At 31.2% G+C, this 13,903-nt stretch carries 9 protein-coding genes and 1 tRNA gene; 7 read left to right on the top strand and 3 right to left on the bottom strand.

The features are described from left to right. Positions 1-1,284: 1,284 nt before the first annotated feature. Positions 1,285-3,525 (bottom strand): autotransporter family protein, encoded by a 2,241-nt coding sequence (locus CCO88_RS05270; RefSeq protein WP_004295573.1) that lies wholly within the window; start codon positions 3,523-3,525, stop codon positions 1,285-1,287. A gap of 152 nt (positions 3,526-3,677) precedes the next feature. On the opposite strand from CCO88_RS05270, the gene fdhD reads away from it, so the two are divergent. From fdhD to putP, 6 genes are all read left to right on the top strand, one after another. Next, on the top strand, positions 3,678-4,460 hold the full coding sequence (gene fdhD, locus CCO88_RS05265; RefSeq protein WP_002781196.1) for a formate dehydrogenase accessory sulfurtransferase FdhD: 783 nt from the start codon (positions 3,678-3,680) through the stop codon (positions 4,458-4,460). Next, the gene (locus CCO88_RS05260; RefSeq protein WP_002779349.1) at positions 4,453-5,184 is read left to right on the top strand and encodes a winged helix-turn-helix domain-containing protein; all 732 of its coding nucleotides are present in this window, start codon (positions 4,453-4,455) and stop codon (positions 5,182-5,184) included. Before fdhD ends, CCO88_RS05260 begins: the two co-directional genes overlap by 8 nt. Positions 5,185-5,308: 124 nt before the next feature. Next, positions 5,309-5,881: a sulfurtransferase-like selenium metabolism protein YedF gene (yedF, locus tag CCO88_RS05255; protein WP_002807307.1), complete on the top strand. Its 573-nt coding sequence runs from the start codon at positions 5,309-5,311 to the stop codon at positions 5,879-5,881. A 7-nt stretch (positions 5,882-5,888) separates the two neighbouring features. Next, on the top strand, positions 5,889-6,911 hold the full coding sequence (gene selD, locus CCO88_RS05250; RefSeq protein WP_079264565.1) for a selenide, water dikinase SelD: 1,023 nt from the start codon (positions 5,889-5,891) through the stop codon (positions 6,909-6,911). A 137-nt stretch (positions 6,912-7,048) separates the two neighbouring features. Beyond that, positions 7,049-10,552 (top strand): proline dehydrogenase family protein, encoded by a 3,504-nt coding sequence (locus CCO88_RS05245; RefSeq protein ID WP_004295571.1) that lies wholly within the window; start codon positions 7,049-7,051, stop codon positions 10,550-10,552. A 14-nt stretch (positions 10,553-10,566) separates the two neighbouring features. Beyond that, positions 10,567-12,048 (top strand): sodium/proline symporter PutP, encoded by a 1,482-nt coding sequence (gene putP, locus CCO88_RS05240; protein ID WP_002779345.1) that lies wholly within the window; start codon positions 10,567-10,569, stop codon positions 12,046-12,048. Positions 12,049-12,189: 141 nt separating this feature from the next. Here the strand turns inward: putP and yedF (CCO88_RS05235) are convergent, their stop codons facing one another. Continuing rightward, the gene (gene yedF, locus CCO88_RS05235) at positions 12,190-12,417 is read right to left on the bottom strand and encodes a sulfurtransferase-like selenium metabolism protein YedF (RefSeq protein ID WP_002779343.1); all 228 of its coding nucleotides are present in this window, start codon (positions 12,415-12,417) and stop codon (positions 12,190-12,192) included. 3 nt (positions 12,418-12,420) lie between these two features. Next, the gene (gene yedE, locus CCO88_RS05230; protein ID WP_004295570.1) at positions 12,421-13,632 is read right to left on the bottom strand and encodes a selenium metabolism membrane protein YedE/FdhT; all 1,212 of its coding nucleotides are present in this window, start codon (positions 13,630-13,632) and stop codon (positions 12,421-12,423) included. 156 nt (positions 13,633-13,788) lie between these two features. On the opposite strand from yedE, the gene CCO88_RS05225 reads away from it, so the two are divergent. Continuing rightward, positions 13,789-13,883, top strand: a tRNA-Sec gene (locus CCO88_RS05225). The last annotated feature ends 20 nt before the right edge of the window (positions 13,884-13,903 follow it).

Raw genomic sequence — 13,903 nt, 5'->3', positions numbered from 1 at the left:
ATTTGTAAATTTTTACTTAAATATATAATTTAAAAGTATAAATAAAATTCACTCTTTGTAATGAATTTTTTTCTCGTTAATGCGGATAGGCTTGATGAATAGATTAGATTTATGCTAATTTTTTTCATCTTTTCTATCTACAGTAGAATAATTAAAAAAGAATTTTTATACATTAGAAAATATCTTTGGAGCAGAAGTTATTTTTTGGTAACTTAAGAAAAAATATACAATCAAAAGAATGAAAACTCAAATGGGGCTAGTAAATCCAAAAATAACCAAAGGTTTTTAATGTAAAATCTATCCCAACCAAGAATAAAGAAAACTACTAAACTATCAATGTTTTACTTATTCATAATATTTACTTTAATTTATAGTAAGAATAATGGAATAAAAACAAAGACTTAGGCAAGAAAGATGAGCCAATTAAATTCTAAAGTACTAAAAATCAGCGACTATATGACAACAAGAATAAATATCTTTAGAGCTTTAGAACAAGCACTAAACAAAGGTTAAAAGTTTAAATTAGCTAAGCAAAGCTTTAAATGGAGTTTTTTATCCGAGTAAAATAGTTAAAGAAATGAAAAATAATCTTTAGAGAATGACATATGAAAAAAAGTATTTCTTGATACAAATATTTTTATTGATTTTTTGACGAAGCTAAGGTAAATAATAACAAGCTAAGTAACTAATATATTTTAATATCAAACGAAATAAATAGTATTTTCAGAAGATCTGATTTTAATCATTGCTTATTTAGTAGACAAAAACAAGTTACTAGAGTTCTTATGTCTTTTTTTAAAGCACGATAACAAATTCATATTTTGAAATAGTATCGTTTAGTCCAAATATTATTAATATAGCTTGTGATTTTCATTTGTAGAATAAAGGCGATTTTGAAATTATTTGCAATATTTTTGCGCAGAAAAAGAAAATTGCTGTGCAGTTTACATTATGGATAAAAATTCTAATGATGAATATATTAAAAAAATAAAGATAAAATTAAAAAGAGAAGAAACTATAATATTGATTTTTCTCATTATCAATACGAGTTTTTTGAGTTATCGCCTATGCTTATTAAAAAGAATAAATTGCAAAATTTTATATTAAGTCACAATAAAGAGTAATTTTATTATTTATAATAAATGAATTCTAAAAATTATTTTCAAATATTTTTAAAACAAAAAGCAAAGCAATTTATCTTTTGCTTTGCTTTTCAAGATTTTAAATCTTTCTTGGTTAAATTTAGTTTAGCATATTAAAGAATTAGAGTCTCTTAAAAATTAATTAGAATTTATATTTAAAACCTAATTGACCACTTACATAAGTTTCATTCTTACCATCTGTTTTACCGGCTAATATTTGTTTAGCTCCAATGCCTGCATTTAAGCTAAATTGCTCGCTAATATCAATATTGCCACCTATAATGATTTGTCCATAAGTTTTTTTCTTGTCATCACTTTTTACGCTAGGTAATGCTACTCCGTTTAAACTCGCTACAAAATCATCTCCGTTATTCATTACATATTGTTCTATTTTTGGAGTGATAAATAAATATGATTCTTCGCTCATATATTTTCTAATTTCAGTACCTAGCTCCAACGAAAGAGAGTTGTTGCTAGCACTATCAACATTTTTTCCTGCAATTCCATTTTCTTTGTAGCTTGGAGTGTATGCATAGTAGTAATTTGCTCCGGCAAAAGGTTTGACAAATAAGGTATTATCGCTAAAATCAAAAACATACCCCATGTTGGCACTTAAACCAAGAAATTTTCTATTAAAATCAGCACTATTTGTAGTGTTAAATCCTCTATTTGTAATATCTTGATCTGTTGTTGAAATTTGAGCATAAGCTTTAACATTAACTTCTACTTTAGGACTTATATAGATGTTAGAATAAGCACCAAATTGGAAATTATCTGATTTTTGTGTTAAAAGATTATCTTTTATTTCAGCATTTACATAAGTAAAATAAGCACCTATAATAGCATCATCGTTAATTTTTCTATCCATACCTATAGTAGCTCCATATAAAGCACTGCTATCTCCATCTATGATGTTTGTACCACCTATTACATTACCCCAAATGCTGTTTTCATAATTATCTACATAATTTCCTCTATAATCGTTAGCAGCAAATCTCATTTGAGATAATTTTGTAGCATAATTTCCATAAGGATTATTCAACATAGCTACACGAGAACCTATGGATACATCATTTGAAATATTAATAGTTGAGTTTATACCTGATGAAGCTTGATTTATATTTGATATAGATTTAGCTGAATCTTTTATGTCATTTGCTATTTGTTCTCCAGCTTTGTCAAATTTAATACTACCTATTGCATTAAAGTCTTTACCGAGTGCAAGTCCATCTAAAATTTTAGAAACAAAATCTTTATTAGAAGCTGAAACGCTAGAATCGTTTTTAATGTAATCATCGTTAGAGATTATTTGATCTCCAGCATTACTAATCATATCTTGAATTTGTTTTATTTGCTCATCAATTTTTGCGATAGCTTCATCAATTTTTTCTTTATTAGTACCTTCTTCATTTTTGGCACCTTCTAAATCAGTTTTAATTAATTCTAGATATTTTTTATCATTTTCTAGAATCATTTTGTTGTTATCTACATTTTTATTTGCACCACCGCTAATTAAAAGCTTATTATCTTTAGTAGAAAGTTTATATTCAATAAAATCTTTTATATCCATAGCTCTTACAACTTCATAATCAAGCCCTAAGTCTTTGTTGCTCATACCAACAATACTTTCAAAATTTTTACTTATATTTGCACTAGCTTTATTTGAATTTGTTATGTCTTCATTAAATCCTTCGCTTGCACTCATGAAAACATAATTATTTAAAGCTAAGTCTCCAAAACTTGTTGCTCCTATGGAAAAGTTTGAATTTGTGATATTTGCTTTACCATTTATTTGTATGTGGTTTTGACTTTTGTTGCCACCTACGGTAAATAGAGTAGATTGATCTGCTGTAAAATTTCCATTTACTTCAAGAGATCCTTGTAAGCCATATCCATCACCGATTAAAATGGCTGAAGATTTTATATCATCTAAAACACCCTCTGTGGGAGCAGATGAACCTTTTATGTTAAAATCTCCATTTACGATAGATCTTCCATTTGTACTTTGAAATATAACATCTATAGCTTCGGTTTTTTTAGCATTGATAGTATAATTTGTTACATAGGTAGAAATATCTCCATGTGAAATATTTTTAATAGCAAGATCATTAGAGCCTAAATTAATATTTACTGTTGCAAGATCTTCATAGCCTTCTTTTGCTATACTATTAGGTATATCTGTATTGTTGATATTTATGGTTAGATTACCATTGGTATAATCATTTTTTAAAGTAAAATGTTGTCCATCGTTTGTTTCAAAATGATTCTCCATGCTACCATCGCCATCAGCAATAGTAATTTCTTGAGCTAAAGCAGCACTGCTTAATAAAGCACTAATGCTAACACTCATTAAAACTTTACTTGTATGATAAGAAAGTTTCATTTGATTACTCCTTATAAATTTAAATTTAGAAAAGACATTATACCCCCCCCCTCTATAAATTTAGGTTTAAAGTAAATGAGATTTTAAAAATAAAGAAGTATTAAATTTTGTGATATAATATTTGTAATTTTATAATTACAAAAGAGATGACAATGGAACCCTTATTTACAACTCAAATTTTAAAATATAAAGGCAAAGATTTATTTACTTGTGATGATACTTTAGTGCGTGAAATCAAGCTTGAAATTTTTATCAATGATGAAAAAGTAGGCGCTTTAATGGCAACTCCTGTAGATGAGCAAGCTTTGGCGGTGGGGTATTTGATGAGTGAAAATATCATTGCTAAGGTGTCTGATATAGAAAGCATAGAAACTAAAGATGATGGCATGAGTGTGCATATCAAAGCCAAGATTGATAAAGAAAATTTAGCTAAACTCAATGCTGAAGGTGTGGTGATAAGTGGTTGTGGTAGAGCTCATACAGCCAATATTGACCCACAAAGTATAGAAGCAAGTAAAATTACAAGTGAGGCAAAATTTAATAAAGATGAAATTTTAAAACAAATGAGTGAATTTTATACTCAATGCGATCTTTATGAAAAAACAGGTTGCGTGCACACAGCCAAACTTTTTGTCGATAAAGATACCTTTTTTATAGGTGAGGATATAGCCCAGCACAATACCATAGACAAAGCTCTAGGAAAGGCAAGACTTGCGGGAGTAGAGCTTAGCAAATGCTTTTTAATGGTCAGCGGAAGACTAAGTTCTGAAATGGTGGCTAAGGCAGTGATGCACAAAATTCCTGTTCTTGTTTCACGCACAGCTCCTACTTGTTTAGGTGTCATGATAGCAAGAAAATTTGATTTAACACTTTGTGGCTTTGCAAGGGGTGAAAATATCAATATTTATAGTGGAGAAAATAGAATTAATGGATAAAAATAAAAAAATACTAGCTTATATGAAAGAGCTTTTAAATAGCAATGAAAAGCTTGATTGCGGAACGGCTTTTAAAATCGCTAAAAAATTTGATGTAGCTATAGAAGAGATAGGTAAAATAGCAGATATCAATGGAATTCGCATTGATAATTGTGAGCTTGGGCAATTTGGCCATCTTGATTTTGAAAAAGCAAAAATAGAAGTTTTAAGAAAGGTAGAGCCTAGCTTAGATGAAAAGCGTAGAATTTTTTGTAAAGATGCAAGAAATATTGCCAAAGAGGGTTGCGGATTAAAATCAATGCGTTCTGCTTTAAAAGCATATAAAATCGATGTAAAATATTGCCAACTTGGTTGTTTTAAAGAAAAAAAAGGCAAGCAGTTTGTAGTTAGGACTAAGACTTGGATAGAAAATGCAGACGGAGATTTGCTTTTTGGAAAAGGAAAAACCGAGCTTTTAGAACTCATAGGGCAAACAGGAAGTTTGCTTCATGCTTCAAAACTTATGGGGATAAATTATAAAAAAGCTTGGATGCATTTACAAGTTTTACAAAAAAATTCTCAAGAAATTTTAGTAAGTTCAAGACAGGGTCGCTCTAAAGAGTCAGGCACCAAACTTACACCAAGGGCTATGGAACTTATGGAAAATTACGCTACTTTGCAAAAAGATATCGAAGAATATGCCAATAAGCGTTTTAAAGAATTATTTTTTAAGCATAAAAAATAATTGCTAGGTTTGGTTTTGTAATTTTAAATGCAAGTAATTTTAATAAACTTGCATATTTCCTTGATTTAAAGACAAAAAAAGCAAGAAAGTATTATTATTTTGTTTATTAAATGAAGGAGAAATAATGAGAATTGATTGTAGAAATCTCGAGTGTCCTAAGCCTATTGTTGAGACAAAAAAAGCACTCCAAAATCTTCAAAATAATGAAATTTTAGAAATTGTGTTAAATTCTGTTATTTCTAAAAATAATGTTTTGAAATTTTTAACTTCTTTGAATTTGCATGCTGATATTGAAGAAAATAATAATGAATTTTATATAAGAGTAAAAAAACAAGAACTTGATTTTTCCAAAGCTAGTACAGATGAATACAATGTTTTATTTTTAAAGACAGACAAAGTAGGCGATGGCAAATTAGGAGAAAATTTACTTGTAGGTTTTTTAAGTACTTTAAAAAATGTAGAAAATATCCCGAGTAAAATTCTTTGTGTCAATGAAAGTGTTTTTATCAATGTAGATGAGAACCATAGGGCTCATTTAGTAATGAAAGAACTTGAAAAATTAGGTGTTGAGATTATAAGCTGTGGAGCTTGTTTAGAATTTTTTGGAAAGAGCAAGGAGCTTAAGATAGGAAGCATTGGCAATGCTTATGAGATTTTAAATGAGCTTTGTGGCAAGGCAAAAATCATCACTTTATAAGGAAAATATGGAATACAAAAACCAGAATCTAACACACTTTGTAAAAGCAGCAGGTTGAGCAGCGAAATTAAGCCCGGGTGGTCTTAAAACAATTTTAAATTTCATGCAAACAAGCCCAGCTTTACTCAGTGATATCGGCAATAATGAAGACGCAAGTGTTTTTCAAATTAGTCCTGAATTAGCCTTAGTGCAAACGCTTGATTTCATCACACCTATAGTAGATAGTGCTTATCATTTTGGTGCTATTGCTGCAGCCAATGCCTTAAGTGATGTGTTTGCTATGGGTGCAGAGGTGATTAATGCTTTAAATATAGTGGGTTTTGATACTTGCCATCATGAATTAAATGTCTTGCAAGAATTATTACAAGGTGCAAATGACAAGGTTCAAGAATGTGGTGGCATTATCGTGGGTGGACATACTATAGAAAGTGGTGAGCTTTTCTTTGGACTTAGTGTAACAGGAAAGGTACACCCTAAAAAATTTATTGCTAATAATACCGCTAAAAAAGGGGATTTGATTCTTTTAACCAAGCCTCTAGGGACGGGTATTTTAAGTACAGCTTTAAAAGCTCAAATGTTAGAAGAAAAACATTTAGATCGTATGCTTGAAAGCATGATGGGTTTAAATTATAAATCCAGCCAAATTGCACTTCGTTTTGGGGTTAATGCGATGAGTGATGTTACGGGCTTTGGTTTCTTAGGACATTTAAGAGAAATGTTAAATGATAGCATTTCATTTATGATTTTTAAAGATAAACTTCCTTATTTAGAGGGCGTAAAAGAATATTTTGATATGGGTTTGATTCCTGGTGGAGCTTATAAAAATTTAGATTTCATGCAAGAGCTTTATTCTAGTTTAAATGAGGAAGATTTACTGCTTTGTGATCCTCAAACTTCAGGAGGGCTTTTAATTTCTATAGAAGAGAAAAAGGCTTTAGAATGTCTTAAGGCTTTAGAAGATGAAAATATTAAAGCCAAAATTGTTGCCAAAGCAGTAGCTAAACAAGACGATAGATTTTTATTTTCTTAATTTTTGTTACTCATATACTCATAAAAACTTTTTTTAATTCTTTTTTATACATTTTTTTAAATTTAAAATGTTATTTTTACCTTATTTATAATATCATTTCTATTTTAAATATTATTTTATCCTTAGGAGATGTAAAAATGATACAAAAATCCTTAGCTTTAGCTGAAGAATTGCAAGGAAAAATAGAAGCAAACATTTCAAATTCTGAAAAAGAATTCCATGCTAAAATGCAAAAGCTTCTTAATAATCCTGAAAATAAAGTCATGCTGATCGAATTGCTTGACCGTTCTTTTAGATGTAAAGATAAAAGAGCAAGTTTTGAGCTTATCGAACATACTTTAAATAAGTATGGTATAGCAGATTTTTTTAGTGCCTTTGAGAAATTCTTACTCTTTAGCTTTTTAAATTTTGGTAAATTCGCACCTAATTTAAGTGTGCCATTTTTTGTAAAACATTTAAGAGAAGATACTAAAGCTATGGTTTTGGATGCAAATCCTAGTGTTTTAGAACCTCATATGCGCAAAAGAAAAGATCAAGATAATATCACTTTAAATGTGAATTTAATTGGCGAAGAGGTTTTAGGCGAAGCAGAAAGCAAATACCGCATTCAAAAATATGAAGAAGCTTTAAAATCAAGCTATATTACTTATATTTCGATTAAAATCACTACTATTTTTTCACAAATTAATATTATTGACTTTGAATACTCCAAGGATGAAGTGGTTAAAAGACTTGATCATCTTTATGCTTTAGCCTTAGAAGAAGAAAAAAAGCAGGGTGTGAGTAAATTTATCAATCTTGACATGGAAGAATTTAGAGATTTGGAACTAACCGTTGCTGCCTTTATGGAAAGTGTGTCTAAATTTGATATTAAAGCAGGTATTGTTTTACAAGCTTACATACCTGATTCTTATGAGTACCTTAAAAAACTTTTTGCCTTTTCAAAAGAAAGAGTTTTAAAAGGAATGAAGCCCATTAAAATTCGCTTTGTAAAAGGTGCAAACATGGAAAGCGAAGAGACGATTGCAAGTCAAAGAGGATGGGAGCTTCCTACTTTTTATAAAAAAATAGACACAGATAGCAATTATAACAAAATGCTTGATTTTGTTTTAGAGGGAGATAATTATAAATATATCAATGTGGGTATCGCAAGCCACAATATCTTTGAAATCGCTTATGCTTACACACGCATCAGTGAGACGGGAGCTCTTGATTCTTTCACTTTTGAAATGCTTGAAGGTATGAGTTTGCAATGTTCTTATGAATTGTCTAAAATGCATGATTTAATTCTTTATGCACCTGTTTGTGATGAAGCGCATTTTAATAATGCTATTGCTTATCTTGTAAGACGCCTTGATGAAAATACAAGCGAAGATAATTTCATGAGATATTTTTTCAATCTCAAAGTTGGGGATAATAACTGGAATGTGCAAAAAGAACTTTTCTTAAAATCTTTAGAAGGAATTAAAACGCTTGATAATAGCACACACCGCACCCAAGATAGAAACAAAGCTCCAAATATAGTAAGTGCTTATGAAAGTGGAATGTTTAATAACGAAAGCGATACGGATTTTATTTTGCCACAAAATAGAGCATGGGCTAAAGTCATAAGAGCTAAATATGAAAATTTAGAAAATTATGATGTAATGCCTGTAATCGGAGATTTGGAATTTGATAAAAATACTTTAAATATTTTAGAAGTTAAAGATAAAATCAAAGATAGAATGATAGGAAAAGCTTATTTAGCAGGCGAAAATGAAATCAAAAAAGCTCTTGAAGTAGCTAAAAATTCTAATTTTAAAAATACAAGTTTTGATGAAATTCATGCTATTTTAGCTAAGGCTGCAAATTTGATGAGAGAGCGTCGTGGGGATTTGATAGGTTTGGCTGCACTTGAAGTAGGAAAAACTTTCTTAGAAATTGATCCTGAAGTAAGTGAGGCTATTGATTTTACTGAATTTTATCCACATTCTTTAAAGGTTTTAAGAGAGCAAAATAAAAATACTCAATTTAGCCCTAAAGGTATAGGAGTAACCATAGCTCCTTGGAATTTCCCTATAGGTATTTCAGTTGGAACCATAGCAGCACCATTAGCAGCAGGCAATGTCGTAATTTATAAGCCTTCTTCGCTTTCAACTTTAACAGGCTATATGCTTTGTAAATGTTTTTGGGATGCAGGAATTAGCAAAGATGCTTTGATTTTCTTGCCTTCAAAAGGAAGCGATATTTCTAAATATTTACTTGTTGATGAAGCAGTGAAATTCTCTATACTTACAGGTGGAGAAGATACGGCTTATGCTATGCTTAAAGCAAATCCTACCTTACTTTTAAGTGCTGAAACGGGTGGTAAAAATGCTACGATTGTTTCTAAATTTGCAGATCGTGACAGCGCGATTAAAAATATTATCCATTCTGCTTTTAGCAACAGCGGTCAAAAATGCTCGGCTACTTCTTTGCTTGTTTTAGAGGAAGAAGTTTATGAAGATGAAGAATTTAAAAAGACTTTAGTAGATGCAGCTGCTTCTATGGCTGTAGGAAATCCTTTTGAATTTAAAAATAAATTAGGCACATTAGCAGATAAGCCTAGTGCTAAAGTAGAAAAAGCCTTAAATGAACTAGCGCCTTATGAAGAATGGGCTTTAAAACCTCAATTTTTAGAAAACAATCCTTATTTGATGACTCCAGGGATAAAATACGGCACCAAAAAAGGTGATTTCACTCATATGAATGAGCTTTTTGTACCGATTTTAAGTGTAATGAAAGCAAAAGATTTAAAAGAAGCTATAGAGATAGTCAATTCAACAGGCTATGGTCTTACTGCAGGATTTGAGAGCTTAGATGAAAGAGAATGGGAGTATTTTCACACTCATATAGAAGCAGGAAATATCTATATCAATAAACCTACAACAGGAGCTATAGTACTTCGTCAGCCTTTTGGTGGGGTGAAAAAATCTGCTATAGGTTTTGGTAGAAAAGTGGGAATTTATAATTACATAACCCAGTTTTTAGATATAAGCACAAGTGAAGCTGATGAGAATTTGCTCAATAACGAACTTGTTAAAACTTTAGAAAAAATAGATCTTGGCACAAATGAAGAAAATAAAAAAGCTTTAAACAATGCTATTTTGATGGCAAAATCTTATGCGTATCATTACAGAAATGAATTTAGTGTTTCAAAAGATTATGTCAATATACGCGGCGAGGATAATCTCTTTTCTTATACTAAGATTAAAAATTTAGCTTTTAGAGTGTGTGAGAATGATAATTTGCAAGATATTTTAGGAGTTATCATTGCAGCCAATATCTTAAATATCCCATTGAGCGTGAGCTATGAAGAAAACGATAAAATTTCTTTAGTAAAAGAACTTTGCAAAGCTATAAATCTAAACCTTGAAATCACAAATGAAAGCAAAGCTCAATTTGTTTCAAGATTGAAGAATTTTGAGAGAATTCGCTATCATGGAAAAGTGAGTGTGGAAGATGAAATTTATCAAGAAGCGGCAAAAGAAGCTAAGATTATTATCAGAGAAAAACCATTATTAAATGGTCGTTTTGAGCTTTTATTTTATCACAACGAAAAAGCTTTAAGTGTATCTTTCCATCGCTATGGAAATTTAGGCATTAGAGCGTTAAATCATTAAATCAAGGAGTAAAAATGGAAACAGTTCAAATTAATACCCCCATAGCGATAATGTTTGTGGCATATGCTGCTTTAATGCTTTATATAGGTTTTTATTTTTATAGGCAAAATAAAAATACAGAGGATTATTTCCTAGGTGGGCGTTCTTTAGGTCCTGTAGTTTCTGCACTAAGCGCAGGGGCTTCTGATATGAGCGGTTGGCTTTTGATGGGTTTGCCAGGGGCTTTGTATGCAAGTGGACTTATAGAGAGTTATATTGCTATAGGACTTAGTATCGGAGCTTTATTGAATTGGAGTTTTGTAGCAAAAAGACTTAGAATTTATACAAGTGTGATTGCAAATTCTATTACAATACCTGATTATTTCGAAACAAGATTTGATGATGATAAGCATATTTTGCGTATAGTTTGTGCGATTGTCATTTTGATATTTTTTACCTTTTATGTTTCATCAGGACTTGTGGGTGGAGCAAAATTATTTGAAGCAACTTTTGGTATAAGATATGAATATGCGCTTACTACTGGGACGCTTATTATCGTTGCTTATACTTTTTTAGGCGGATATAAAGCAGTTTGTTGGACGGATTTGCTTCAAGGACTTTTAATGATGGGTGCATTGATCGTTGTTCCTGCTGTTATGCTTTATCATTTAGGTGGTTTTGGTGAGGCTATGGCTGTTATAGAAGAAATTAAGCCTAATGCTTTATCCATGGGTGAGGGTATAGGAGCATTAAGCATTGTTTCTGCACTTGCTTGGGGCTTGGGATATTTTGGACAACCTCACATTTTGGTGCGCTTTATGTCTATTCGTTCTACTAAGGATATTCCTGCGGCTACCTTTGTAGGAATTTCTTGGATGGTGATTTCTTTGATAGGTGCTTGCTTTATAGGTCTTTTAGGGATAGCTTATGTGCATAAATTTGAGCTTACTCTTCAAGATCCTGAAAAAATCTTTATTGTAATGTCGCAACTTTTATTTAATCCATGGATAGCAGGTATTTTACTCAGTGCTATTTTGGCTGCTATTATGAGTACTGCAAGTTCACAACTTCTTGTATCAAGCTCTACCATAGCAGAGGATTTTTATAAAAGAATTTTCAACAAAGAAGCATCTAATAAAACTGTGATGAATTTGGGAAGAATAGGCGTTTTACTGGTAGCATTGGTTGCTTTTGTGATTTCAACAGATAAAGAATCAAGTGTTTTAAGTATTGTAGCTTATGCATGGGCAGGATTTGGAGCAAGTTTTGGTTCTGTAATGCTTTTCTCTTTATTTTGGAGCAGAATGACAAGAATAGGAGCGATTTTAGGTATGATAACAGGAGCTGTTATGGTTGTTCTTTGGAAAAATTATTTAGCAGAACTCTTTAATTTCCCTATTTATGAAATAGTTCCAGGCTTTGTAGCTGCTTCAGCAGTGATAATCATTGCAAGCTTACTTACTCAAGTACGCCCAGGAACTAAAGCTGCATATGAAAGAATGTTAAAAGAACTTTAAGATTTTTTAGAAAATGAGGATATTTGTTTAAATATCCTCCAAATTTCCTACTTTTTTATCTCAAAATGAAATTTTTTGCCCCAGCTTTTAAAATTAAAACTAGAGCAAAAGTTTATCAACTCTTTAAATTTGGAGCCAAATTTAAGGCTTTTGGATTAAAAACCGAAGTGTGGGACCATTTTGATCGATTTCAAGAATTTTAAAACCACGATTTTTTGCATCTTGAGGTATAGAATTGATACTTTGTGGACAATCGCAAAGCACTTCTAGGATTTCTCCGCTTTTAAGTTGCGGCAAGGCATCTAGCGTAGCAATAGCAGGATAAGGACAAGCTTCACCTTCTAAATTTAAAGTATAAGTAATTTTCATTTTTTATCCTTTTTGATTTAGTTTTTGAAAGAAGTGTTTTTTATAAAATAAAACACAAGCAAACATTAAAATAAAAAGAGCTAGATTTATGAAAAACCCACCCAAATTTCCAAATTCATTGAGCAAGTTAATTTTTACGCCCTCTTTGAAAGCGCTAGGTAAAAAGTCATAAGTTAGAGCCAAAATCATCGTTCCTACGATGTTTGCAATACCCACTATCATAAAATGACTTTGTCCCTCGCAAGCACGATAAGTCCATCCGCATTCACAACCCCCTGCGAAAACTATACCAAAACCAAATAAAAATGCCCCAATAGCCACAGCAGGAGAGAGTTCGATGAGTTTGCTATTGTGTCCATGTAAGATGAAAGCAAAAGCGATCAAAGAAGCGATTATCATACCGATTAAAGCGCCTTTTATAGCATTTTCCCTACCAAATAAGAATAAATCTCTAAAACAAGCAGTAAAACAAATTTGTCCTCTGGAGATGATAAAACCAAACGCAAAGCCAAAAATGAGTGCTAAAGCTAAAAGACTTTGTTTGCTTTGTGTGCTTATATTGCCATTAACAAGCACAAGATAAAACACCCATATTAAAAATGCTACAAAAAGAATACTACCTAAAACAAAATGAAATTTCGCACGCGAGTTTTGTTTGAGCAAAGGAATGTTTTCTTTATTTGCACATTGTAATTTTGCTTTAGGTTTAAAAAAGGAAGTGTTACAAAGTTTTACACCAAGATAAATTCCCAAAACCATAAAAACACCAAAAAACCAAGTATGCAGTGAAAAATAAGGCAAGCCTGTAAAAAAGTTTGCCAAGTTACACCCAAAGGCAAGTCTTGCGCCATAGCCTGAAAGAATTCCACCTACTATAGCTTGAAAGATTCTTATATTGCTAGCGGGTAAGCGAAATTTGACTTTGTTGGCTAAAAGTGCGGCTACTAAACAACCTATAAACATGCCTATAAGCATGATTCCATCGGTTCTCGTTAAAGGAGTACCATTTAAATTTTGCTTTTGATAATAAGAATATCCATTCAAATCCATACCTAAAAGCTCTAAAAATTCTCCACCCCAACGCGTCATTTCTCCCGTAACAGCCCAAACACCACTAAAAATTCCAAAGTATACTGCACTTAAAATTCCAAGTGTTATCATAGCACGGGAATTATCCCAAAAATTGATTAAATATTTTTGTTTAAAAGAATTCAAAGAAAGATCCTAAAAATGTAATCATCAAACCTTGATGCTAAAAAAAGAGTGAGATTATAACCTAATTTTAAACTAAAGTCAAAAATCAGTGATGCTTTGATAAAATTTGAAAATTTATTTTGTTTTTCATTTAAAAATAGCTATAATTATAACTTTGGAAGATTAGCGTATCTGGTGATCGTCACTGACTTCAAATCAGATGAAAGGGTAGTTGACTATTCTTTGGGGAGTTCGATTCTCTCATCTTCTCGCCGTAAAATTTAAGGAAAAT

Origin of the sequence: Campylobacter coli LMG 9860 (assembly GCF_000254135.1) — a bacterium.
Taxonomy (GTDB): Bacteria; Campylobacterota; Campylobacteria; order Campylobacterales; family Campylobacteraceae; genus Campylobacter_D; species Campylobacter_D coli.
Note: the sequence above shows the minus strand (reverse complement) of the source record. Positions and strands in the feature narration are given on the sequence as shown.

Excerpts from the sequence above, each read along its gene's own strand:
- yedF (WP_002779343.1), bottom strand. The coding sequence starts at position 12,417 with ATGAAAATTACTTATACTTTAAATTTAGAAGGTGAAGCTTGTCCTTAT.
- CCO88_RS05270 (WP_004295573.1), bottom strand. The coding sequence starts at position 3,525 with ATGAAACTTTCTTATCATACAAGTAAAGTTTTAATGAGTGTTAGCATT.
- putP (WP_002779345.1), top strand. The coding sequence starts at position 10,567 with ATGGAAACAGTTCAAATTAATACCCCCATAGCGATAATGTTTGTGGCA.
- CCO88_RS05260 (WP_002779349.1), top strand. The coding sequence starts at position 4,453 with ATGGATAAAAATAAAAAAATACTAGCTTATATGAAAGAGCTTTTAAAT.
- fdhD (WP_002781196.1), top strand. The coding sequence starts at position 3,678 with ATGGAACCCTTATTTACAACTCAAATTTTAAAATATAAAGGCAAAGAT.
- CCO88_RS05245 (WP_004295571.1), top strand. The coding sequence starts at position 7,049 with ATGATACAAAAATCCTTAGCTTTAGCTGAAGAATTGCAAGGAAAAATA.
- yedF (WP_002807307.1), top strand. The coding sequence starts at position 5,309 with ATGAGAATTGATTGTAGAAATCTCGAGTGTCCTAAGCCTATTGTTGAG.